Source organism: Mesorhizobium sp. P2_A8 (assembly GCF_056404935.1).
Map to the genome: position 1 here is coordinate 473308 of NZ_JBFUDB010000004.1, position 23974 is coordinate 497281.

Sequence of the window (23974 nt, forward strand, 5' to 3'; positions counted from 1 at the left end):
CCTCGGATAGTCAAATGGCAGGTTTGACCGCATGCGCAAAATATTGGGCTCCGACAGGAATCTTGGTGAGGAAACGCTCGAATGGCCTCAGCCTCGCAAGCAGCCGGGGAAAGAAAATCCGGTAGACGATCCGGGTGTTGGCAAGACCCGCCGCGGCCATGCGCCTGCGCATCTCGCGCGCATTGATCAAAACCGCGTTCTCGTCGAAGGCGCAATTTCTCACCGCGTGCGTGGTCAGCGGGTTCCACGGATTATGCTCGAAAACAAAGAAGCTGCCGCCATCGGCCAGCACCCTGCCGATCTCCGAGAGCAGTCCGATCTGCAGGTCCTCGGGAATATGGTGGAAGACGCAAGCCGCGAAGGCAAGGTCGAAGCTGCCGTCGGCAAAGGGAATTGTCTTGCCATCGAAATGCGTGAAGGCGGCTTGGTCGGGAAAGCGCTTGCTGGCGATGTCGAGCGATTCCCGCGAAGGATCGAGCAAGGTGATCTCGCTGTCGGGAAACGCGTAGCGCATATGGCCGAGCGAATTGCCGACACCGGCGCCGAAATCGAGTATCCGTCGCGGTTTCACGCCGGCCCGCCGCAGCGTCGCGGCGATGTCGTCGATCTTGTACTTGTGGAAGAACTCCGGGGCTTCACCGCTCAGCTTTATGCTCGCGGCATGCTGTTCCTGGTATTCGCGCGCAAACTGGTCGAACTCCGCCTCAAGCACGTGCGGCCCTCTTTGCCATCTTCTGCAGGCGATGGACCGGCAGATCCTTGTCAGTGGCTGCCCGGTTGCGCGAAACGATCTCGTTGACGAAGTAAAGCGGCCGCCGCTTTGTCTCCATGTACATGCGCCCAAGATACTCGCCGAAGATACCAAGCACCATAAGCTGGACGCTGCCCAGGATCAGCACGATCGCGGCAAGGCTGGTCCAGCCTGGCAACACGTTTCCGACCGACCATTCGATGAGGGTGTAGCAGAGCACAACCAGCCCCAGAAGCCCGAACAGCATTCCCAGCAGCGAGGCGAACCGCAGCGGCGCGATGGAAAAGCTGGTCATCGCGTCGACCGCCAGCAGAACCATCTTCTTCAGGGGATAGTGGGTGGTGCCGGCAAAGCGCCGGTGTCTTTCATAGGGGAAGGCAACCTGTTTCAGCCCGATCCAGCTCACCATGCCGCGAATGAACCTGTAGCGTTCGGGCATCGCGTTCAGATGATCGAGAGCGCGGCGGCTCATCAGTCGGAAATCCCCGGAATTCGGCGCGATCTCGACGTCGACCATGCCGCGCAGCAAGCGATAGAACATCGAAGCAGAGGTGAGCTTGAACCAGCTTTCCCCGTCGCGGCTCAGTCTCTGGCCGTAAACGACATCGAAGCCTTCATTCATCTTCGCCATCATGGCGCCGAGGAGCTCAGGCGGATCTTGCAGGTCGGCATCGAGAATCAGAATGCGCTGGCCGCGGCAGAATTCGAGCCCCGCGCTCAACGCGATCTGGTGGCCGTAGTTGCGGGCAAGGTCGATGGCGACGACATGGTCGTCCTTTTCGGCCAACTGGAAAATGGCCTCGCGCGTGCCATCGGTCGCGCCGTCGATGACAAGGACGATCTCATAGGAGGGCCCCTGCTCGAGGCATGCGTCCGTCACCCGTCGATGAAGTTCGGCCACCCCATCCAGCTCATTGTAGCATGGGACGACCACCGACAACATGACGGCGCTTCGCGCGGTGTTTTTCTCCATCTCCACCAAAAGCCCCTTGCTCCCGCTATTGGAATGGCAATAGCGGGAATTGGTTAGAAAACAGATAAACCAGCGGCCACGGCCTTTGGTCGGCCTGCCTTTCTGCCGTCAGCGGCCAAGATCACGAACGAACCTGCAATTCCATGCGGATCCGGGCGCCCCGCCAGGGCCGGTCAAAATCCGAATGGTGCCATTGTGCAGCAACGCGATCTGGCGGGCAAGGTTCAAACCCAGACCCGCGCCACGTGACATCCCGTAGACCTGTCGGCTTGAAGCCGGCAAGCCAAGTGCGTATGTCTGGGCCGACGCCCCTCGGTATGGGCACCTCACTCGGAGACGGGCCTTGTCCGCACTGACGCGCTTTCTCGGCGACTCGCCGCTTAGGGTGATCCTGAAGCTGCTTGTGGTGTCGTTCCTCGTCGGCCTCGTCATGAATGCCTTCGGCTGGTCGCCGATGGACGTGCTTTACGGCATCCAGAGGTTTTTCCGCGACCTGTGGAATCTGGTCTTCCATGCCATCGACCGTTTCCTCGGCTATATCCTGCTGGGTGCGGCGATCGTCGTTCCGGCCTTCATCCTGCTCAGGATCGCCAGCTACCGGAAGTGACTTCTCAAGCGTAACCGGCTGCGACCTCGAACAACATGGCGTGGCGTGCGGCGAGTGCGGGCACATCCGTGGAGTAGCCGCCACCAATCACGCCGCAGACGGGGATGCCGAGCCTGCGGAAGTGACTGATCACCGTTTCGTCGCGGGCGCGCAGGCCGTCATCCGATAACGACAACCGTCCAAGCCTGTCCTCTGCGTGAACGTCGACGCCGGCATTGTAGAAGATGATGTCCCAGCGCCTTTGGGAGCTGAGTTCCGGCAGGATGGCGGCGAGCCCCTCCATGTAAGCTGCATCACCCGTGCCATCGGGCAGCGCGACATCGAGATCCGAGGCGATCTTGCGCGCGGGATAGTTGCGGTCGCCATGCATGGAAAAGGTGAACACGCGCGGATCGTTCGCGAGAATGTCCGCCGTGCCGTCGCCCTGATGCACGTCGAGATCGACGACCAGGATGTTCCGTGCGGCGCCGTCGGCGAGCAGCACCAGCGCGGCGACAGCGACATCGTTGAAGGTGCAGAAGCCGGCGCCTTGCGCGCGTCGCGCATGATGGCTGCCGCCGGCCGTGTTGCAGGCAATGCCGTGGCGCATGGCGAGCCGCGCCGCCAGCACCGTGCCACCGGTGGCAAGCTGCGCGCGCAGCGAGACACGCGGGCCGACCGCAAAGCCGATCTCGCGCTCGATTTTTTCAGGCACGGAGCAGCTGATGACCTGATCGACATAGTCCGCCGCATGGGCGAGTTTCAACCACGCTGCCGGCGCCGGTTCGGCGGTGTTGAGTGCGTCGGGTCCGGCCAGTCCGCGTGCCCGCAGCGCTTCCATCAGCAGCGGATATTTGCTCATCGGGAAGCGATGGTTGACGGCGAAGCCGGCGTCGTAGTCGGGATGGTGGACGATCTGCAGGGGCATGGACTGGATCCGGCGGGCTCACGCCAGACCGGGGATTTCGGTTGGCCGTCACGGGATGGGTGATTGCGCGATGCCGGGAAAATGGGGCACACCGGCTGTTCGATCAAGCCGCAATCAGCAAGGCAGCAGTCCTTTGGACAAGGGTGCAACCCCAGCCGACGCCAAATCCTTTGTCGTCACCAATCGGTCCGTGCTCGCCATCGCGGTGCCGATGACGCTTGCCTATCTGACGACCCCGATGCTCGGCCTGGTCGACACGGCGGTGGTCGGCCAGTTCGGCGATGCAGCCTTGCTCGGCGGCCTGGCGGCCGGCGCGCTGATCTTCGACGTCGTCTTCACCACCTTCAATTTCCTGCGTTCAGGCACCACCGGCCTCGTCGCCCAGGCTTTCGGACGCGGCGACGAACTGGAGGAACAGGCGGTGTTCTGGCGCGCCGTGCTGATCGCGGTCGTCGCCGGCATCGTGTTGGCAGCGCTTGCGCCCCTGGTCGCCATCGCCGGGCAAAAGTTCATGGGCGCCGAACCGCGCGTCAGCGAGGCGATGGGCGTCTATATCCGCATCAGGCTGCTCGCAGCTCCGTTCTCACTGATCAACTATGCCATCCTCGGCTATGTCCTCGGCCGTGGCGAGGGCGGGCTCGGGCTGATGCTGCAATTGGTGCTGAACGGCATCAACATCGCGCTCTGTTTCCTGCTCGGCCTGAAGCTTGGCTGGGGCGTCGCCGGCGTCGCCTGGGCGACCGTCACCGGTGAATTCCTTGCCATGCTGCTGGGCTTGGCGATCGTCGTCCGCCGGTTCCGGGCGGCCCCGTCGTTGCCGCGCCACCGCCTGCTCGACATGGCGGCCTTCCTGCGCATGCTGTCGCTCAACCGCGACATCATGATCCGCTCGTTCTCGCTGCTCGCCGCCTTCGCGCTGTTCACCCGCCAGGGCGCGCAGTTCGGCACGGTGACACTGGCCGCCAACGCCGTGCTGATGAATTTCTTCCTCGTCGCCGGCTATTTCCTCGATGGCTTTGCCACCGCCGCCGAACAGCTGGCGGGCCGTGCCGTCGGTGCGCATGCCGCCACACCGTTCCGGCAGGCCGTGCGGCTCACCTTGTTTTGGGGGTTCGGGCTGGCGGGCGCGGCCACGCTGATCTTCTGGCTGGGCGGTGCCGGCCTGGTCGCCTTGGTCACAACGTCGCTGGACGTTCGCGGCGTCGCTGACATCTATCTGCCCTGGGCGGCGTTGACGCCGCTCAGCGGTGTGCTGGCATTTCAGATGGACGGTGTCTTCATCGGCGCCACCTGGTCGCGCGACATGCGCAACATGATGCTGCTGTCGTTCCTCGTCTTTTCAGCCGCGCTGCTGACCCTGGCGCCCACCTTCGGCAATCATGGCCTGTGGGCGGCGCTGCACGTCTTCCTGCTGGCGCGGGGCTTCAGCCTGCTGACGATTTTGCGGCTCAGGGTGCGGACGGCGTTCAGCTGAGCGGCTTCGACGCCCATTGATCGAGATGGCTGTCGCGCAATTCGCGAATGGATCTGAGTCGCCCCGTTTCGGCAAAGCGTGCCATTCCCGCGACGATCCGGCCCGGCAGTGCGGGTCCGGCATAGATCATGCTGGTGTAGAGCTGGACGAGATCGGCGCCGGCGCGGATCTTTTCCAGTGCCGCGTCGGTGGAATCGACGCCACCGACACCGATGATGGCGCGGTCGGGGCCAAGCAGCTTGCGCATCCTGGCCAGCACGATGGTCGAGCGTTCGAACAGCGGCCTGCCGGAGAGCCCGCCGGTCTCACGCGCGGCGTCGCCGCTGTGTAGCGGTGGCCGGGAGATGGTGGTGTTGGAGACGATGACGCCGTCGATCTGATTTTCAGTGACCTCGGCAGCGATGTCTTCCAGCTCGGCCTCGGCCAGGTCCGGCGCAATCTTGAGGAAGACCGGCGGCCGTGCTGTTGCTGTGGCGCGCGCGGCCATGACACGTGACAAAAGTTCGCCGAGCTGCTCGCGCGCCTGCATGGTGCGCAGGCCCGGCGTGTTGGGAGAGGAAATGTTGACTGTTAGATAGCTGGCGTCGGGCGCAAAGCGGGTAACGCCGCGCTCATAGTCGCCGATGCGATCGGCACTGTCCTTGTTGGCGCCGATGTTGACGCCGACGATGCCGGCACGCCCCTTGCGGGCAGCGAGGCGCTTTTCGGCGGCCGCTTGGCCTTCATTGTTGAAGCCCAGCCGGTTGATCACCGCTTCATCTGCCGTCAGCCGGAAGATGCGCGGCTTCGGGTTGCCCGCCTGCGGCAGCGGCGTGATCGTGCCGACCTCCGCAAAGCCGAAGCCGAGGCCAAGCAGCGCGTCCGGCACTTCGGCATTCTTGTCATAGCCCGCCGCCATGCCAAGCGGGTTCGGAAAATCGAGGCCGCAGACCGTCACCTTCAGCCGCGCATCGCGCGTCGTCCGCGCGCCGACAGGCAGGCCGCATCGCAGCGCCGCGATCGACATGCCATGCGCGGTTTCCGGATCGAATGTGAACAACAGTTTCTGGCCGATACGGTCGAGCACGCTCATTCGGCCTCCAGCGCCGGGAACTGGTGGGCACCGTCGGCGCCAAGCGGCAACGGTTGAACCCACAGGACGGCTTTCAGGTCCAGCACATCGTAAAGATGCGGAAACAGCGCGCCGCCGCGTGAGATCTCGTATTTCAACGCGGCGCCCAGACGCGAGTCGTCGACGGCGACCAGCAGAAGGCCGGTCTGGTCGGCAAAATGCTTTGCCGCCGTTTCCTTGACCTGCCCTGCGGTGGAGAAATGGATGAAGCCGTCGGCGACATCGATCGGCGCGCCGGTGTAGCGGCCATTGGCTTCGGCCTCGCGCCAGGGCGCTTCCGGGGTTATCTTGTAGATAATCTGAGACATGGTTGCGCTATAGTCCGAACCAGTCACGCGGGAAAGACCACGTCAGGGGTCTTCCCCATTTCCGGCGCAAACATGCGATAAAACTGACTTTGGCCATGGAGGACAACATGCGTCTGCAGCACATCTTGATCCCCGCCGCGCTCGCTTCGCTGGTCGCGGCTTCAGCTTATTCGGAAGAAACCGACCGCTACCGGCTGGAAAAGTCTGATAACGGCTATGTTCGGATGGACACGCAGACCGGTTCGATGTCGATCTGCGAGGAGCGCTCCGGCCAGCTCGTCTGCAAGATGGCGGCCGACGAACGCGCCGCTTTCCAGGACGAGGTCGACCGCCTCCAGACCTCGATGAAGGCGATGGACGAGCGTGTTACCAAGCTCGAGAATTCGCTCTCCGCCCGCCTCGAATCGAAATTGCCGAGCGAGGAGGATTTCAACAAGACGATGAGCTACATGGAGCGTTTCCTGCGCGGCTTCATGGGCATCGTCAAGGATATGGACAAGGACGACGGCGCCCAGCTCAACTCGCAGAAGACCTGAGCGCTCAAAATAGGGAAAACGCGGCGCGCTGGCTTTGCCGCTTGAAAACAGCGCGCAGCCCCTCATAATCGTCCAACTGGTCCCGGAAAAAGCAGAAAAACATCGGGGGATTCGGGGAGGGACATTTGCCGTCAGGCTATTCTTTCGTCATCGCCGACGATCACCCGCTGTTTCGTGGTGCGCTGCGCGAAGCGCTCGCCGGCATCGGCAATGTCGCGGCAATCCACGAGGCCGGGGATTTCGAGAGCGCCAAGGCGCTGGTCGTGGCCAACGAGGATGTCGATCTGGTGCTGCTCGACCTGTCGATGCCGGGCGCCAGCGGGCTTTCCGGCCTGATTTCGCTGCGCGGCATCCACCCGGCGGTGCCGTTGGTCGTGGTGTCTGCGCATGACGATCCGGCGACCATCAGGCGTGCGCTCGATCTCGGCGCTTCGGGCTTCATCTCCAAGTCGGCCAGCATGGAAGAGATCCGCAATGCCGTGCAGTCGGTGCTTGCCGGCGACATCGCCGCGCCCGTCGGCGTCGATCTCGGCGTCGAGCGCGATCCCGAGATTTCCGACCTGATCAAACGCCTGCAGGCGCTGACGCCGCAGCAGACCCGCGTGCTCGGCATGCTGGCCGAGGGCCTGCTCAACAAGCAGATCGCCTATGAGCTCGGTGTCTCCGAGGCGACCATCAAGGCGCATGTCTCGGCCATCCTGCAGAAGCTCGGCGTCGACAGCCGCACCCAGGCGGTGATCCTGCTGTCCAAGATCGGCAACGACCCGTTGCAGCCGGCCGGCTGACACCCGTCCCCGGCGAAATCAAACGCCTGAATTATTCGGCCGCAGAGGCCAGTGGCCTGACCCTGGCCATCATCGAACGCAGCCCCGCCGGCTTCAGCGGCTTGTTGATCACCGGAATATCGAGCGCACCCGCCGCTGTGCGCACCTCGTTGGAGCGGTCCGCGGTCACCAGCACGGCCGGCAGGCTATCGCCATGGATCGCGCGTAGCCTGACGACGATGTCGAGACCGGTTTCGCCGTCGAGATGGTAGTCGGCAAGGACAATGTCCGGGCGGTGTATCGCGGCCAGATCCCTTGAGCCGGACACTGTGTCGACGTTGCAGCCCCAGCCTTCGAGCAGGAGCCGCATGCCTTCGAGGATGCGGGCATCGTTGTCGATGCAAAGCACGCGCAGCCCGGCCAGCGACGCTGTGGCGCGGGCAGGAGCCCTGGTTTCGATCTCGCGTCGCGGCTCCTGCACGGCCGCTACCGGCAGGATGACGGAGAAGCGCGTGCCCTTGCCAGGATTGGAAAAGATCCGGATCTCCAGGCGCAACACCCGGGCGATGCGGTCGACGATCGAAAGGCCGAGGCCAAGGCCCTCGGCTTCGCGCGCGCCTTCGTCCAGCCGGGTGAATTCGTGAAAGACGGTGTTGAGCTTGTCTCCGGCGATGCCGATACCGCTGTCGATCACCTGGATCTCGGCCAGTTCACCGCGCCGGCGCACGCCAACCAGCACACGGCCGTGGCGCGTGTATTTGATGGCGTTGGAGACGAGATTCTGGATCAGCCGCCGCAACAGGTTGCGGTCCGTCTTCACGGTCAACGATGATGGCATGATCGTCAGGCGGAGCTTTTTCTCGGCGGCCAGCGGCTGGAAGTCGTTGCCGATCTGGCGCAGCAGTCCGTCGAGATTGAAGGCGGTGTCGTCCGGCTTCATCGCGCCGGCATCGAGGCGCGAGATGTCGAGCACGGCGCCGAGAATCGTTTCGACCGATTCCAGCGAGGATTCGATGTTGACCGCGGCCTTGCCGGCAGGCCCCTTGCCGGCCTTCTCGATCAGCGACGAGCAATATAGGCGGGCAGCGTTCAGCGGCTGCAGGATGTCGTGGCCGGCGGCGGCGAGGAAGCGCGTCTTGCCGAGATTGGCCTCCTCGGCCAGCATTTGCGCCTGCGCCAGTTCCTCGTTGACGCGGGTCAGCTCTATGGTACGGGTCTTGACGCGCTGTTCCAGCGATTCATTGGCGCGCTTGAGTGCCAGGTCCTGTTCGACGCGCCCGGAAATGTCGGCGTAGGTGGCGACGATGCCGCCATCCGGCATCGGGTTGGAACGCAGCTCCAGGATGCGGCCACTGGTCTTGAGTTCCATCTGCCATGGGCTGACGAAACTGGTCAGCCGGTTGAGCATCGCCACACGCTGGTCCGCGGGAATGTCGCCACGCTCGGCGAGGTGGCGCAGGATGCGGTCGAGCGAGACGCCGACCTGGCCCATCTCGTCGGGCAGGTCGAACAATGCCCGGTATTGGCGGTTCCAGCAGATCAGCCGGAAATCGCGGTCGAAGACGGTGATGCCTTGCTCCATTTGGTCGAGCGCGATCTGCAACAGGTCGCGGTTGTGCTGCAGCGCCTCGGTGGCGTCGTCGAGCAAGCGGAAGGCATCCTTGGATTCGCGGTCATGGCGCCGAAACAGCAGCGACAGGATCAGCCGCGCCGAGGAAGAGCCGACGGCGCTGGCCAGCAACTGCTCGGAAAAGCGGATGACGTCCATGCTCGCCTGCTCTTTGCCGTGCAGCGAGGTGCCGTTGGTCTTTTCGAACGACTGGAAGGAGCGCTCGGTGCGCTCGACGCCGAGATAGCGCGAGATCGTATCCTTGAGGTCATTGACGGTGATGGCGGTGCGGAAGCGGCGCAGGCTGGGCATCGGGCCGGCATCGCGCGGCACGAAGATCGAGGCCTGGATGCGTTCCAGCGGCACCGAGGCGCGGGAGAGGGAGCCGAGGACGAAGAACACCGCGTTGATCGACAGGCTCCATAACACGCCGTGGTTCAGCGGTTCGGCGACGGTGCCGAACAGCGCCTGCGGCCGCAACGCCTCGAAGCCGAATAGCCCGTGCACGATGATGCCGGTATCGGGTGCGGCAAGCGATGGAAACAGCAGCGTGTAGCCCCAGACGAGGATGCCGGCGACCATGCCAAGTGCCGCGCCCCTGCCATTGGCGCCGCGCCAGATCAGGCCGCCGATCAGCGCCGGCGCGAACTGCGCGATGGCCGCGAACGACATCAGGCCGATCGACGACAGGCGCGCGCTGTTGGTGCTCTCGCGGTAGTAGAGGAAGGCGATGAACAGCAGGATGAAGATTGCCCCGCGCCGCACATTGAGGATCAGCGTCGACCAGTCTTCGTTCTCGGAGGTCGAGGTCTTGAGCAGGCGGCGCACGAACAGCGGAATGACGAGGTCGTTGGAGATCATGATCGACAGCGCGACGCTTTCGACGATCACCATGGCCGTTGCCGCCGACAGCCCGCCGATGAAGGCCGCCATCGCCAGCACATCATGGCCGCTGAACAAGGGCAGCGACAATACGTAGAGGTCGCTGCTGGTTCCGGTGCCGACCAGCGACAGGCCGGCAAAGGCGATCGGCAGCACGAACAGGTTGATCGCCAGGAGGTAGAGCGGGAACACCCATGTCGCGGTGCGCAACTCGGCCTCGCCGCGGTTCTCGACGATGGTGACGTAGAACTGCCGCGGCAGCATGATGATGGCAAAGCCGCTCAGGCAAGTCAGCACCAGCCAGGTGGCGAGCGAGGTGTTGTAGCCCATTGCCTGCCGGACCTGAGCATTCTGCGCCAGCTTGTCGAACATGTCGCCCGGGCCGCCGAAGATCATGAAGGTGACCATCAGGCCGATCGCCAGGAAGGCGGCAAGCTTGACCACGGTCTCGACCGCGACCGCCAGCACAAGCCCGTCCTGGTGTTCGGTGGCGTCGGCGTGGCGTGTGCCGAACAGCACCGCAAACAGCGCCAGCAGCATGGCGACCACCAGCGAGATGTCGCTGACGAACGGATCGAAGGAGGGTGGCGAGCCGGTGTAGTGCTCGACCATCAGGCTGACCGAACCGGAGATCGCCTTCAACTGCAGCGCGATATAGGGCACCGCGCCGATGGTGGCGATCAGCGTTGCGATCGCCGCGACAGTGAAGCTTTTGCCGTAGCGAGCGCCGAGAAAGTCGGCGATCGAGGTGATCTTCTCGGTCTTGGCCAGCCGCACGATGCGGTTGAGCAGCGGAAAGCCGAACACGAACACCAGCACCGGGCCGGTATAGATGCCAAGGAATTCGAGGCCGCGTTCCGAGGAGAGGCCGACCGAGCCGAAGAAGGTCCAGGACGTGCAGTAGATGGCAAGGCTGAGCGCGTAGATGAAGGGCCGCGCCCGGCTGGGTCCAGCTATGGCCGAGCGGCGGTCGCCCAGGCTGGCAATGGCGAACAGCAGCGTCACATAGGCGATCGCGATGATGACGATGAACAAGCCCTGCACGCCTGGAATTTCCTCCTTTGCCGTCTTTTTTTGTCCGGCTTGCCCGGACGCAATCACAGCTTGGCGTCGGAGTCCATTGCGGCTTTGGGAGCATGATCGCGGCCGCGACATTCAGACAGCACAACCAAGCCGTCATCCGCTGTGCCGCGAGGTAAGGAGAAACCGGTTGTTTTCTCTTTTTTGCCCATGTTGCAACCCCAGGTTTTTGTTATCTTGCCTCTGGGTCGATGCCGCAAGGACGGAACGGCAGCGCGGCCGGTCATGACATGGAGGGTCGAATGCTGAAAGAATTCCAGGAGTTTATTTCCAAGGGCAACGTGATGGACTTGGCCGTCGGCGTCATCATCGGCGCTGCCTTCGGCAAGATCGTCGATTCCCTTGTCAACGACATCATTATGCCGATCGTCGGCGCGATTTTCGGCGGGCTGGACTTCAACAACTATTACGTCGGGCTTTCCTCGGCCGTCACCGCCACCTCGCTGGCGGACGCCAAAAAGCAAGGCGCTGTTTTCGCCTATGGCAGCTTCGTCACCGTCGCGCTGAATTTCATCATCCTCGCCTTCATCATCTTCCTGATGGTCAAGGCGGTGAACAACATGCGCAGGCGGCTGGAGCGCGAGAAGCCGGCAGCACCCGCTGCACCGCCGCCGGCCGACGTTGCGCTGCTGACCGAAATTCGCGACCTGCTCGCCAAAAGATAGTTCAGCAGAGCATGGCTGGACCAAGACCCCGGTCGTTCGCGGCTGGGGTTTTCTGTTTTCGCATCTGGTATGGAGCGCTGATCAACGCCCGAGATCGGAACGGACCTGCCCATGACCTTGATCGACAGCTTGCGCGCGGAAGCCCGCGCCGCTCCCGAAAGCGGCATTGTCGCCGTCGTCAATTATGGCCGTCTGCGCGAGGGCATGATCCCGCTCTGGGCCGGTGAAGGCGACCTGCCGACGCCTCCGTTCATCACCGATGCGGCGTCGAAAGCGCTGGCCGGCGGCGAGACGTTCTACACCTGGCAGAGGGGCATCCCCGATCTCAGGCAGGCGCTTGCCCGCTACTATGCCAGGCATTTCGGCAAGACGTTCCCCGAGGAACAGTTCATCGTCACCGGGTCCGGCATGCATGCCATCCAGCTGGCGCTCGATGCGCTCGCCGGCGCCGGCGACGAAGTTGTCTATCTGTCGCCGGCCTGGCCGAATTTCCACGCTGCCGCGGCGATATCGGGAGCCGTACCGGTGCCGGTCACGCTCGATCAATCCGGCAATGGCTGGTCCTGCGACGTCGAGAAGATCGCGGCGGCGATTACGCCGCGCACCAAGGCGCTGTTCATCAACACGCCGTCGAACCCGACCGGCTGGACGGCCGACCATGAGACCTTGCAGGCGATCCTCGATCTCGCCCGCGCGAAGAATCTCTGGATCATCGCCGACGAGATTTATGCGTTGTTCCACTATGGCCATGGCCGCGCGCCGTCCTTCCTCGACATCGCGACGGCGGAAGACCGCATCCTGTTCGTCAACAGTTTTTCCAAGAACTGGGCGATGACCGGCTGGCGTGTCGGCTGGATCAAGACCCATCCTGCCTTGCAGCAGGTGTTCGAGAACCTGATTCAGTATTCGAACTCCGGCGTCGCCCAGTTCATGCAGCGCGGCGCGGTCGCAGCCCTTGATCAGGGCGATGATTTCATTGCCGAACAGGTGGAACGGGCGAGGAAGGCGCGCGACCTGGTCTGCGGCATTCTCGGGGCCACCGATCGCGCCCGGTTCACCGTGCCGCAAGGTGCATTCTACCTGTTCTTCACCGTCGATGGCATCACCGATTCGCGGACCGCCGCTTTCGACATCGTCGACAAGGCCAATGTCGGCCTGGCGCCCGGCACGGCCTTCGGCCCCGGCGGCGAAGCCTTCCTCAGGCTCTGCTTCCACCGCCGCCTCGACCAGGTCGAGGAAGCGGCGCACCGTCTGGCGAAGTGGATGAAGACTGTTTGAGCCGCCGACGAAGCTCGAATTGAAAATCGCTCCGGCGCGTCAGATGGCCGTCAGAGCGAGTTTCAAACGGGCTTTAGCCGCCTGATTTGGGCACCAGCAATGGAATGATCCGGTCGCTCTTGGCGACCGACGGCCGGCCGGCCGAGCCGTAGGGTATGCCGAGCGCATCCCAGGTCTCGACCAATGCATCCTGCAGGGCCGCGATCAGCGCGTCGGAATGGAACGGCGTCGGCGTGATGCGCAGCCGCTCCGTGCCGCGCGGCACGGTCGGGTAATTGATCGGCTGGATATAGATGCCGTGCACGCCGAGCAGGCGGTCGCTCGCCATCTTGCAGAGTTCCGGGTCGCCGACCAGCAGCGGCACGATATGGGTCGGCGACTCCATCACCGGCAGGCCGGCGGCGGAGAGGATCTGCTTGGTACGCGTCGCCTGCCGCTGCTGGGCATCGCGCTCGGCCTGCGAGCGCTTGAGATGGCGGATGGACGTGGTCGCCGCAGCGGCGATCGCCGGTGGCAGCGCGGTGGTGAAGATGAAGCCCGGTGCATAGGAGCGCACGGCGTCGATGACAGCGCTGGTGCCGGTGATGTAGCCACCGAGCGTGCCGAACGCCTTGGCCAGCGTGCCTTCGATGATATCGATGCGGTCGGCCAGGCCTTCGCGCTCCGTGATGCCGCCGCCGCGCGGTCCGTACATGCCGACGGCATGGACCTCGTCGATATAGGTCATGGCGTTGTGGCGCTCGGCGAGCTCGACGATCTGCCTGATCGGCGCGATGTCGCCATCCATCGAATAGACGCTTTCGAAGACGATCAGCTTGGCGCGTTCGCGGCCCGCCGCCTGCAGCAGGCTTTCCAGATGCGCGACGTCGTTGTGGCGGAAGATCTTCTTTTCCGCACCCGAACGCCGCACGCCTTCGATCATCGAAGCATGGTTCAGTTCGTCCGAGATGATCAGGCAGTTGGGCAGAAGCCGGGCGATGGTCGAGATCGACGCTTCGTTGGAGACGAAGCCGGAGGTGAAGACGAGGGCGGCTTCCTTGTCGTGCAGGTCGGCAAGCTCCAGTTCGAGCTCGACCAGCGGGTTGCTGGTGCCGGAAATGTTGCGGGTGCCGCCGGCGCCAGAGCCCATCTTGCCCGCCGCATTCTGGAACGCGGCGATGACATCGGGATGCTGGCCCATGCCGAGATAGTCGTTGGAACACCAGACGGTGATTTCCTCGGCGCGGCCATTGGAACGCCAGATGGCGCGCGGAAACTTGCCTGCAATACGCTCGAGGTCGGCGAAGACGCGGTAGCGACGCTCGGCATGGAGCTGGTCGATCGCTTCCTCGAAGAACCGCTGATAGTTCATGTCGACTTCCCAATTTTGCGCGGGATCATAATCATTGCCCGATTGGTCGTCCACCGGGCCAATTTGGTCAAAATGCCACGCCCCGGACCTGTTCCTAACGACCACGAGCCGTGGCCTATTCCATTGATGTGGATCAATTTTGTTTCAAGATGATGCCACATGCCGATGATACCGGTTACCACCGTTCTAATGGCAATGCGGCAGGCTTTCCAGTAAGGCGGTGGTTGAGACAGTTTCCGATAAATCTTGAGATGCGAGGATTTGGGATGACGGTTTTGGTGACAGGCGGTGCCGGCTACATCGGCAGCCATATGGTCTGGGAGTTGCTGGATGCCGGCGAGAGCGTGGTCGTTCTCGACCGTCTTTCCACCGGCTTCGAATGGGCGGTGGCGCCGGAGGCAAAGCTGGTCGTCGGCGATGTCGCCGACAAGGAACTGGTTGGCGGCATCATTCGTGACAACAAGGTCGACGCGATCATCCATTTCGCCGGCTCCATCGTAGTCCCGGAATCGGTCGCCGACCCGCTCGGCTATTATGAGAACAACACCTGCAAGACGCGCACGCTGATCGAAACCGCGGTGCGAGAGGGCGTGCCCAATTTCATCTTTTCCTCGACCGCGGCCGTCTATGGCGGCGCCGGGTTGGAGCCGGTGCGCGAGGATGCCCGCCTGGCGCCGGAATCGCCCTATGGCCTGTCCAAGCTGATGAGCGAATGGATGCTGCGCGATGCGGCGATCGCACATGGGCTCCGCTACACCGCGCTGCGCTACTTCAACGTCGCCGGCGCCGACCCGAAGGGCCGCACCGGCCAGTCGACACCGGGTGCCACCCATCTGATCAAGGTCGCCTGCGAGACGGCGCTCGGCAAGCGCCCGTTCATGCAGGTGTTCGGTACCGATTATCCGACGCCGGACGGTACCTGCATGCGCGACTATATCCATGTCAGCGATCTGGCCGCGGCGCATCGTCTTGCGCTGCAGCGGCTGCGTGCGGGGGGCTCCAGCCTGGTCGCCAATTGCGGCTACAGCCATGGCTATTCGGTGCTCGAGGTCATCGACAGCGTGCGGCGTGCCTTCGGCCATGATTTCGAAGTGAAAATGGGCGATCGCCGTCCCGGCGACGCCGCAGCGGTAGTTGCCAATTCGGATCTCGCCCGCGCGGAACTCGGCTGGACCCCGCAACGCGACGATCTCGACCAGATCGTCGCCGACGCGCTCGCCTGGGAGCGCATCCTGACCGGCAAGAACTCCGCGCGAGGCTGAGGCGCGTTCTCCCAGGGGCTCGCAAGGCGGGCAGTGAAGCGCTATTGAAGGCATTCGCGGCCGGCGTGGAGGCGCTGCGCCGCGGAGAGCTTTGGGGGATGGCATGAAAATAACGGTGCTCGGGGCCGGCGTTGTCGGTACGGCGGCCGCCTATTATCTGGCCAGCGACGGTCATGAGGTCACCGTCATCGAGCGCCATCCGGCGCCGGCGCGCGGCACCAGCCAGTCGAATGCCGGCCTGGTGTCGCCGGGTGATGCCACCGCCTGGGCCTCGCCGGCGGCGCTGAAGACCTTCCTGCGCGCGCTCTACAACCATGATCTCGGCATCAAGGTGCGGCTGCGCTTCGATCCCTATTTCCTCGCCTGGAGCCTGCGCTTCCTGCGCCAATGCACGAAAGAGCGCTTGCGCGCCAACAGCCGGGTCAAGCTGCGCCTGGCGCTTTATTCGCGCGACTGCATCAACGCCATCTCCGCCGATACCGGCATCGGCTATGACGAGCGCAAGAAGGGCATCCTTTATTTCTTCCGCTCGCAGCACAGTCTCGACACCGGCACGGACAATTATCGCTATCTGGCCGAGCATGGCCTGCCGATCGAGATCGTCGGCCGTGACCGGCTGATCGAGCTTGAACCGGGCCTTGCCGGCGTGAAGGAAAAGATCGCCGGAGGCGTCTATTCGCCGATCGACCAGACCGGCGATTCCCGGCAGTTCGTGGAAAAGCTCGCCGCCCACGCCGCCGAGAAGCTCGGCGTGAAATTTCTCTACGGCACCACGGTCGAAGGCCTCGATATCGAAGGTGACCGGGTGCGCGCGGTGATGACCTCGGCTGGGCCGATTGCCGGCGATGCCGTGGTGATCTCGATGGGGCCGGAAAGCGGCCTGCTCGGCCGCCGCTACGGCATCGACCTGCCAGTCTATCCCGTGAAAGGTTATACGGCGACGATACCCCTGGAGGACGAAAGCAAGGGTCCGACCATGGGCGGCGCCGACGAAGACCAACTGATCGCCTACTCCAGGCTCGGCAATCGGCTGCGGCTCGCTTCGACCGCCGAATTCACCGGCTTCGATCGCACCCACAGGCCAAGCGACTTCGCCGCCATGTTCAGAACCGGCAAGGATCTGTTCCCCGGCGCCTTCGACGAGAAGAAGGCAGAGCTGTGGGCAGGTCTGCGGCCGATGATGCCGAACTCGGTGCCGGTCATAGGCCAGGCGCGCTACAAGAACCTCTATCTCGACACCGGGCACGGCCATGTTGGCTGGACCATGGCTTGCGGCTCCGGAAAATTCCTTGCCGATCTGGTCGCCGGCCGCAAGCCGGAGATCGATCCGCAAGGGCTGGTCTACGGAGGCTAGGAATGTCAGGACCGCAAGTCGCCATCGACCTTGGCCGCATCGAGCGCAACACGCGCACGATCGTCGAACGTTGTGCGCTGTCGGGCATCAAGGTATTCGGCGTCACCAAGGGCACCTGCGGCATGCCGCAAGTGGCGCGCGCCATGCTGCGCGGCGGCGTCGCCGGCATCGCCGAGTCGCGTTTCGAGAACATTCGCCGGCTGCGCGACAGCGGCGTCAACGCACCGATCATGCTGTTGCGCAGCCCGCCGATGGCGCGTGTCGAGGAAGTGGTGCGCACCGTCGACATCAGCCTGCAGTCGGAACTGACGATCATCCGCGAGATTTCGCGCATCGCCGAGCGCATGGGCCGCGTTCATGACATCATGCTGATGATCGATCTCGGCGATCTCAGGGAAGGCATCTGGCCGAGCGACCTGATCCCCACGGTCGAACAGATCCTGCAGTTCAAGGGCGTGCGCATCGCCGGTATCGGCACCAATCTCGGCTGTTTCGGCGCCATCATGCCGACCGAGGAAAATCTCGGGCAACTGGTCGCCCACGCCTACAAGACCGAGCGGCTGTCCGGTAAAAGCCTCGACTGGATCTCGGGCGGCGCCTCGTCGTCGCTGCCGTTGCTGCTTGAAGGCAAGCTACCCGCCGGCATCAACAATCTGCGCGTCGGCGAGGCGATCCTGCAAGGCGGGGTCGAAACCTTCCGCGATGTGCCGTGGGCTGAACTCGAACCCGACGCCTGCCGCCTGACAAGCGACATCATCGAGGTCAAGCTCAAGCCGTCACGGCCGATCGGGCAATCCGGCTACGACGCCTTCGGCAACCAGCCGGTCTTTCCCGACGAGGGCGACAGGCTGCGCGCCATCGCCAATATCGGCCGCGAGGACGTGCTGGTCGAGGGACTGACGCCGATCGCCAAGGGGGTGCGGGTGCTCGGCGCCTCCAGCGACCATCTGCTGCTGGATGTGGCGGATGCCGATCCGCCGCCCGCCGTCGGCGACCGCGTCGCCTTCCGCATGAGTTATGGCGCCATGCTGCTGGCGATGACCTCGGAATATGTCGAGAAGGCCCCGATGCACGATGTCGAGGATTTTTCCGGCCGCAAGATGGTGTCGATACTGGCGGAACAGGGCGCCGCCGGCATCCTGGCCCGGGAAGGCACCGGCGCGCGGCTTGAGGCGATGAATTTCGACGTCGTCGAATTGGCCGATATCGAGCGGCCGCCATCGGGGTTGATCCGGCTGACCGCCGGCGCCGATCGCCGCATCGCGCACAAGGCGCTGACCGCAACGGCGCGCGCGACGCATTCCTTCGGCCTGATCTGGATCGATTCCATCGCTGCCCTGATGCCCGAGGACGAGGATGGCATCGACCTTCCGGAACGAGCGGTGCTGGCCCGCGCCCTTGGCCTCGATCACAAGGCGGGTGCGCTGCAGCCGCAGCTGTCGCCGGAGAATGTCGTCATCGTTGGCTTGCGCCATGCCGATCCGGCCGAGGCGAGAGTGCTGAAGGATTCGCGCGTCGCGGCCTTCACCATGACCGATATCGACGCCATGGGCATGCGCGACCTGATGCACGAGGCGATCCGCATCGCCACTTCAGGCACACAAGGTTTTCACGTCAGCTATTCGCCTGATGTCACCGAATTCGCCGGCTGGGCGGCAGGTTCCGGTGGCCTCACCGTGCGCGAAACACATCAGGCGATGGAGGCGATCGCGCTCTCCGGCGGGCTGTTGTCGATGGATGTTTCGGGCCTGACCGCGGATCTGGAGCCTCGGATCGGCACCGATACGGTCAACTTCGTCATGTCGGCCTTCGGCAAGCGGATTCTGTAATCAGCGCTGCACTTCGACTGCCGCGCGCCATGCGCTGACGTAGTCGACCCAGGCCGGATCGGTCGGCGGCTCCATTCTGTCGCCTTTGCCATGAGCCGTTACCGGACCCGAAGCGAGCAGTGCTGCGCCAATGCTGGTGCCGGTGGCGGCCTCTGACGCGACAACGGCGCGGGCCGTGCTTGCCGCCAGCATGCCGACATAGAGCCGGTTGCGGGCAAAGGGCCCCTCGACCGTGGTCGGGCCGTCGGCGCCGATCAGGTCGAGGCAGGTCGCCGTCATCAGCGCCAGATAGAACGAGATGGCGGCGAAGCGCTGGCCGCGTGTGATGCCGTCAGCGTCAAGCCATGTCGCGGCATGGTGCGGGAACGGCCCCGACCCTTGCTGAGTCGATGGTAGCAGCAATGTCTTTCGCGCCAGCACGGCGCCGACATCAGCTTCGGTCCAGTTGTCCGGCTGGCCTTCCGTCAGCACGGAAAACTCGCGGCCGCCCATGAAGCGCGCCGAAGGCACAGGCGCGCCCAGAGCGCTGACGTTGACCAGCGTATCGCGCGCCGCATCCAGCACAATCTGCTTGCCGCCGACGGCCATCGACACCACCCAGGTGCCGGTCGAGACCACGGAGAAAGGCGGCACGTCGGACAGGAGATGCGGCAGCAACGATGCGTTGGAATCGTGCAGGCCGCAGAACACCGGCGTCTGCGGATCGAGCCCGGTTCGCGCGACAAGTGTAGGCAGGATCGGGCCGAGACGGTCTTTGGCTGGCCGCGCTGGCGCCATCAGCTCGCGCCAGCCCAGGCGGTCGACCAGCGACGAAAAATCCGCTGTCCACGGGTTCCACAGATCGGTGTGGCAGCCGAGCGAGGTCACTTCATTGGCGGCGACGCCGGTCAGGCGCAGCGCCCAGTACTGCGGATACATCAGCAGCGCGGAGGCCTTGGCGAACTCCGCGGGGAAGCGCTTCTGCTGCCAGAAGAATTGCGCGCCGAGATTGAGGCCTAGCGGCAAGCGCGGCGTGCCGGTCTCGGCGAAGGGCGGACGGATCGCATCATAGTCTGCTGCCAGACTGTCGGGGCCATCGAATTCATAATCGAGGACGGGCAGCACCAGGTCGTTCGCGGCGTCGACCAGTGCGCCCGTCGCGCCATGCGTGGTGATCGAGATGGCGTCGATGCGCTGTTCGCGGTTGAGGCTGGCAAGGCTGTCGAGGATGAACGTCCACAGCGCCTCGACATCGTGATGCGGGTAGGGCGCGTGCCGCACCGGCGCATTGGCCATGCGGCGCAGCACCACTTCGCTCAGCGTGGCGAGATCGACCAGCGCCACCTTGGCATTGGTCTTGCCGATATCGATGACGGCGATGTGGCGCATCGCGCTCATTTCATATGGAACACGGTTTCCAGCGGCACGGCCACCGGCTCACTGTCCGGCTTGGTCTCCATGATGTCGGCCATGTGAGCCCACCAGCGCTGCATCACCGGATGCTTCGGCAGATCGTCCATGCCGTGATCGTCTCGCCGCCACAGCACGCCGAACAGGATATTGGTCTCTTCGTCGAGATGGATCGAATAGTCGGAGACGCCGGCCTGCTTGAGGAGAGCGACCAGCGATGGCCAGATTTCGTCGTGGCGCTTCTTGTATTCGCTATTCATGCCCGGTTTGAGTTTCATCTTGAACGCATATTTCTCAGCCATCATCGTCCTCCGCGCAGCCGCCGCCAGACGATCGGCAGCGCGATGACGATGATCAACAGCAGGCCGATGAAGATCGACATGACGATGCCTGGCACGTTGAGCAGGCCAAGCCCGAAGGTCACCAGCCCCATGATGAAGGCGGCGAGCACGACACCCAGAATGCTGCCGGCGCCGCCGAGGATGCTGACGCCGCCGAGCACCACCATGGTGATGACTTCCAGTTCATAGCCTTGCGCGATCGAAGGCCGGGTCGAGCCGAGCCGCGAAGTGATCAGCACCGAGGCGATGCCCGACATCAGCCCGGTCAGGCAGAAAAGCACGAACTTGGTGCGCCCGACGCGCACGCCGGAAAACTGCGCCGCAACCGGATTGTTGCCGATGGCAAAGACACGACGCCCGAAACTCGTCCGGTGCAGCACGAACCAGTAGATGACAGCTGCGATGAGAAACAGCACCAGCTCGAACGACACCACCCACCAGACATATCCCTGGCCGAAGAAGGCGAAGCTTTCCGGATAGCCCTTGTAGGCCTGGTCGCCGAGGACGATGAAGGCGATGCCGCGAAACAGGCTCATCGTGCCGATGGTGACCACGATGGATGGCAATCCCAGCCTTGTCACCAGCACCCCATTGAAGGCGCCGCAACCAAGCCCGACGACGATGCCGATCAGCACCAGCACCGGCGTTCCGGCGCCGGCCTGCACCGCCATGCCCATCATGGTCGACGCCAACGCAATGATGGCGGCGACCGACAGGTCGATCTCTCCGGAAATGATCAGCAGCGCCATGGCAAAGGCGATCAGACCCTTCTCGGTGAAATTGAAAGTCAGGTCGGACAGCGAGTACGGGTCGAGGAAATACGGCGAGGCGAAGCTGTTGATGGCGAAGATGGCGACGGCCACCACGACCAGCAGCGCCTCCCAGGAAAAGATCGCCGAACTCAGCGGCTTGTCGAGCCGGTCGGGAATGTGGCGCGGGGCAGGGACGTCGGTCATGTCACCGCCTCCACTTTTCTGAGGATAATGCGGCCCTGCTGGCGTTCGCCGCGCGCGTTGAGCACGACGGCGAGGATGATGGCGCTGCCCGAAATCGCCATCTGCCAGAAGGGCGAGATGTTGATGACCGGCAGCGCGTTGGAAATGATCCCGAGGAACAACGCGCCCAGCACCGCGCCACCGACCGAGCCGATGCCGCCGGCAATCGAAATGCCGCCGATGACGCAGGCGGCGATGATGTTGAGCTCATAGCCGTTGGCGACCTCGACCGAAGCAATCACATAGCGCGATATCCAGAGATAGCCGGAAAGGCCGCCGATCATGCCGGAGATGCAGAAGACGATGAATTTCGTCCGGCCGACATCGATGCCGGCATAGACCGATGCCGTCGGATTGACGCCGATGGCATAGATCGAACGGCCGAGTGCTGTGCGCGTCATCAAGACGAAGAACAGCGCAATCACCAGGATGGCAATCCAGGACAGCACAGGGATGCCGAGGAAGGCTGCGCGTTGAAAGCCGATGAAGTCGGGGCTCATCTTGTCGGCATTGACCCAGGCGCCGCCGGACAGGACGAAAGTGGCGCCGCGATAGATGGTCAGTGTGCCGAGCGTAACCACGATCGAGGGGATGTTCAGTCGCCAAACCAAGAGGCCGTTGATGGCACCCAGTACCAGCCCGACGGCCAGCGCAATGACGATCAGCAGCGGGATCGGGATCGCCGGGTGCGCGGCGTTCAGCATCGCCACCACCATGCCGGTGAAGCAGAGGTTCGACGCCATCGACAGGTCGATCGACCGGGTCAGGATGACGACCATCTGGCCGAGCGCCAGGATCATGAGGATCGAGGTGTCGTTGAACACCTGGCGCAGATTGCCGGGGTCGGCGAAGGCCGGGAAGCGCGTCGAGATCAGCCCGATGAGCAAAACGATTGCCGCCAACAGCCAGATTTCGCGGTGTTTGAGAAAGGCTCTCATGCCGCGATCCCCGCTGCCGTCCGGACCAGCGTCTCGGCGTCCAGTCCCTTGTTGTCGTAGATCGCCGCGACAAGTCCTTCGCGCATGACAACGACACGGTCGGACATGCCGAGGATTTCCGGCAGCTCCGACGATACCATGATCACCGACAGGCCCTGCGCCACCAGCTCGGCCATAAAGCCGTGCACGGCGGCCTTCGAGCCGATGTCGATGCCCTTGGTCGGTTCGTCGAGGATGATCACCTTGGGCGCGGTGGCCAGCCATTTGGCGATGACGATCTTCTGCTGGTTGCCGCCCGACAGCGTGCCGACATCCTGGCTGAGCGAGGAGGCGCGGAGGTCGAGCCGCTCGGTGTAGGAGCGGGCGAGCGCGAACTCCTCCGACAGCCGCAGCAGGCCGGATTTCGAGGTGCGCTTGAGTGAAGGCAGCGAGACATTCTGGAAGATCGGCAGGCCGATCACCACGCCTTGCTTGCCTCGCTCCTCGGGAACATAGACGATGCCGGCATCGATCGAATCCGCCGCCGATTTCGGCGCGATCGTCTTGCCTTCCAACGTGATGGTGCCGCCTGACGTGCGGGTGATGCCTGAAATCGCTTGCATGACCTCGCTGCGCCCGGCGCCGACAAGGCCATAGAAGCCAAGGATTTCGCCCTTGTGCAGCTCGAAGCCGATGTTGTTGAACTCGGTCGGGTGCGACAGGCCGGAGACGGAAAGCACCGGCGCGCCGATTTCGGCTTTGCGCTGCGGAAAAATGTGGTCAACCGAGCGGCCGACCATCATGCGCACGATCTGGCTCTGGCCGGCATCCTTGATCAGGCCTTCGCCGACCATCTCGCCATCGCGGAACACCGTGTAGCGGTCGGCGATGCGGTAGATCTCGTCGAACTTGTGGCTGATGAACAGGATCGCCTTGCCTTCGCTCTTGAGGAACTCGATGAGCAGGAAAAGCTCCTCGATCTCCTTCATCGAAAGCGCGGCGGTCGGCTCGTCCATGATGACGATCTGGGCGTCGATCGACATGGCGCGGGCGACGGCGACGAGATGCTTGTTGGCGATGCCAAGGTCCTTCAGCCGCGCATCGGCGTCGATATGGCCGGCATGCATGGTGTCGAGCACTTCGCGCGCATTTTTGCGCATGGTGCGCCAGTCGATTGTGCCGAAGCGCGTGCGCGGCGCGTGGCCAAGAAAGATGTTTTCGGCCACCGTCAGGTCGTCGAACAGCACGGTCTCCTGATGGATCGCGGTGACGCCATAGCCGAAGGCGGCATGCGCGCTGGGCAGAGTGACGGCCTGACCGTCGATGCTGATGGTGCCCGTATCGGGCTGGTAGATGCCGGTCATGATCTTGACCAGCGTCGACTTGCCGGCGCCGTTTTCGCCGATCAGTGCTGTCACCTGGCCCGGATAGAGCGACAGGCCGACATCGTGCAGCGCACGCACACCGGGAAAACTCTTTGAGACGCCGGACAGCGTCAGGCGCGGAGTCGAGGCCAGTGGCCCCTCCTTTGCCGTGCCGTGTTGGGCTGTCGTGTCCATAGTCGTATCAAGCCCTGAAACAAGGTCCGTTT

The 23974-nt window shown here is 63.7% G+C and carries 21 protein-coding genes; 9 read left to right on the plus strand and 12 right to left on the minus strand.

Features of this window, described 5'->3' with window-relative positions; translation table 11 throughout:
- Positions 1-10: 10 nt before the first annotated feature.
- Together AC1D10_RS14735 and AC1D10_RS14740 are read right to left on the minus strand one after the other, a co-directional pair.
- A complete protein-coding gene (locus AC1D10_RS14735; RefSeq protein ID WP_477272865.1) occupies positions 11-712 on the minus strand; it encodes a class I SAM-dependent methyltransferase in 702 nt (233 codons plus the stop codon).
- Entirely contained in the window at positions 705-1724 is a 1020-nt protein-coding gene (locus AC1D10_RS14740) for a glycosyltransferase family 2 protein (RefSeq protein ID WP_477273117.1), read from the minus strand. Before AC1D10_RS14740 ends, AC1D10_RS14735 begins: the two co-directional genes overlap by 8 nt.
- Before the next feature lie 343 nt (positions 1725-2067).
- Here AC1D10_RS14740 and AC1D10_RS14745 point away from each other — a divergent pair, with 343 nt between their 5' ends.
- Complete coding sequence (locus AC1D10_RS14745) at positions 2068-2331, plus strand: DUF6460 domain-containing protein (protein WP_477272867.1); 264 nt, start codon at positions 2068-2070, stop codon at positions 2329-2331.
- Positions 2332-2335: 4 nt separating this feature from the next.
- On the opposite strand, the gene AC1D10_RS14750 is transcribed toward AC1D10_RS14745, so the two are convergent.
- Positions 2336-3238: a histone deacetylase family protein gene (locus AC1D10_RS14750; RefSeq protein WP_477272869.1), complete on the minus strand. Its 903-nt coding sequence runs from the start codon at positions 3236-3238 to the stop codon at positions 2336-2338.
- A gap of 133 nt (positions 3239-3371) precedes the next feature.
- On the opposite strand from AC1D10_RS14750, the gene AC1D10_RS14755 reads away from it, so the two are divergent.
- Complete coding sequence (locus tag AC1D10_RS14755) at positions 3372-4712, plus strand: MATE family efflux transporter (RefSeq protein WP_477272871.1); 1341 nt, start codon at positions 3372-3374, stop codon at positions 4710-4712.
- On the opposite strand, the gene AC1D10_RS14760 is transcribed toward AC1D10_RS14755, so the two are convergent.
- Positions 4705-5784 carry a quinone-dependent dihydroorotate dehydrogenase gene (locus AC1D10_RS14760; protein ID WP_477272873.1) on the minus strand — a complete coding sequence of 360 codons (1080 nt, stop codon included), beginning with the start codon at positions 5782-5784 and terminating at the stop codon, positions 4705-4707. The genes AC1D10_RS14755 and AC1D10_RS14760 overlap by 8 nt on opposite strands.
- Positions 5781-6131, minus strand: coding sequence for a DUF952 domain-containing protein (locus AC1D10_RS14765; protein WP_477272875.1), 351 nt, complete (start codon positions 6129-6131; stop codon positions 5781-5783). Before AC1D10_RS14765 ends, AC1D10_RS14760 begins: the two co-directional genes overlap by 4 nt.
- A 107-nt stretch (positions 6132-6238) precedes the next feature.
- Between AC1D10_RS14765 and AC1D10_RS14770 the strand changes: the two genes are divergently transcribed.
- Positions 6239-6667: a hypothetical protein gene (locus AC1D10_RS14770; protein ID WP_477272877.1), complete on the plus strand. Its 429-nt coding sequence runs from the start codon at positions 6239-6241 to the stop codon at positions 6665-6667.
- 125 nt (positions 6668-6792) lie between these two features.
- Positions 6793-7452 carry a response regulator transcription factor gene (locus tag AC1D10_RS14775; RefSeq protein WP_477272879.1) on the plus strand — a complete coding sequence of 220 codons (660 nt, stop codon included), beginning with the start codon at positions 6793-6795 and terminating at the stop codon, positions 7450-7452.
- Positions 7453-7483: 31 nt separating this feature from the next.
- Here AC1D10_RS14775 and AC1D10_RS14780 read toward each other — a convergent pair whose 3' ends face one another.
- Entirely contained in the window at positions 7484-10966 is a 3483-nt protein-coding gene (locus tag AC1D10_RS14780) for a PAS domain-containing hybrid sensor histidine kinase/response regulator (protein ID WP_477272881.1), read from the minus strand.
- A gap of 278 nt (positions 10967-11244) precedes the next feature.
- Here AC1D10_RS14780 and mscL point away from each other — a divergent pair, with 278 nt between their 5' ends.
- Together mscL and AC1D10_RS14790 are read left to right on the plus strand one after the other, a co-directional pair.
- Positions 11245-11667 carry a large conductance mechanosensitive channel protein MscL gene (gene mscL / locus AC1D10_RS14785; protein WP_477272884.1) on the plus strand — a complete coding sequence of 141 codons (423 nt, stop codon included), beginning with the start codon at positions 11245-11247 and terminating at the stop codon, positions 11665-11667.
- Between the two features lie 111 nt (positions 11668-11778).
- Positions 11779-12945, plus strand: a complete 1167-nt coding sequence (locus AC1D10_RS14790; RefSeq protein ID WP_477272886.1) for a pyridoxal phosphate-dependent aminotransferase — start codon at positions 11779-11781, stop codon at positions 12943-12945.
- 73 nt (positions 12946-13018) lie between these two features.
- Here AC1D10_RS14790 and hemA read toward each other — a convergent pair whose 3' ends face one another.
- Positions 13019-14296, minus strand: a complete 1278-nt coding sequence (hemA, locus tag AC1D10_RS14795; protein WP_477272888.1) for a 5-aminolevulinate synthase — start codon at positions 14294-14296, stop codon at positions 13019-13021.
- Between the two features lie 266 nt (positions 14297-14562).
- Here hemA and galE point away from each other — a divergent pair, with 266 nt between their 5' ends.
- The 3 genes from galE to AC1D10_RS14810 all read left to right on the plus strand — a co-directional run bounded on the left by galE (position 14563) and on the right by AC1D10_RS14810 (position 18741).
- Positions 14563-15558 carry a UDP-glucose 4-epimerase GalE gene (galE, locus tag AC1D10_RS14800; RefSeq protein WP_477272890.1) on the plus strand — a complete coding sequence of 332 codons (996 nt, stop codon included), beginning with the start codon at positions 14563-14565 and terminating at the stop codon, positions 15556-15558.
- Between the two features lie 103 nt (positions 15559-15661).
- Complete coding sequence (locus AC1D10_RS14805) at positions 15662-16912, plus strand: D-amino acid dehydrogenase (protein ID WP_477272892.1); 1251 nt, start codon at positions 15662-15664, stop codon at positions 16910-16912.
- 2 nt (positions 16913-16914) lie between these two features.
- The gene (locus AC1D10_RS14810) at positions 16915-18741 is read left to right on the plus strand and encodes an alanine racemase (protein WP_477272894.1); all 1827 of its coding nucleotides are present in this window, start codon (positions 16915-16917) and stop codon (positions 18739-18741) included.
- Here the strand turns inward: AC1D10_RS14810 and AC1D10_RS14815 are convergent, their stop codons facing one another.
- From AC1D10_RS14815 to AC1D10_RS14835, 5 genes are read right to left on the minus strand one after another with little or no spacing between them, the layout of a single operon-like run.
- Positions 18742-20118 carry an FGGY-family carbohydrate kinase gene (locus tag AC1D10_RS14815; protein ID WP_477272896.1) on the minus strand — a complete coding sequence of 459 codons (1377 nt, stop codon included), beginning with the start codon at positions 20116-20118 and terminating at the stop codon, positions 18742-18744. It abuts the gene before it with no gap.
- Positions 20115-20432, minus strand: coding sequence for an L-rhamnose mutarotase (gene rhaM, locus AC1D10_RS14820; RefSeq protein ID WP_477272898.1), 318 nt, complete (start codon positions 20430-20432; stop codon positions 20115-20117). The genes AC1D10_RS14815 and rhaM overlap by 4 nt, the downstream gene beginning before the upstream one ends.
- The gene (locus AC1D10_RS14825) at positions 20432-21427 is read right to left on the minus strand and encodes an ABC transporter permease (protein ID WP_477272900.1); all 996 of its coding nucleotides are present in this window, start codon (positions 21425-21427) and stop codon (positions 20432-20434) included. The genes rhaM and AC1D10_RS14825 overlap by 1 nt, the downstream gene beginning before the upstream one ends.
- Positions 21424-22404, minus strand: a complete 981-nt coding sequence (locus AC1D10_RS14830) for an ABC transporter permease (RefSeq protein ID WP_477272902.1) — start codon at positions 22402-22404, stop codon at positions 21424-21426. The genes AC1D10_RS14825 and AC1D10_RS14830 overlap by 4 nt, the downstream gene beginning before the upstream one ends.
- Entirely contained in the window at positions 22401-23942 is a 1542-nt protein-coding gene (locus AC1D10_RS14835; RefSeq protein WP_477272904.1) for a sugar ABC transporter ATP-binding protein, read from the minus strand. The genes AC1D10_RS14830 and AC1D10_RS14835 overlap by 4 nt, the downstream gene beginning before the upstream one ends.
- Positions 23943-23974: the final 32 nt, after the last annotated feature.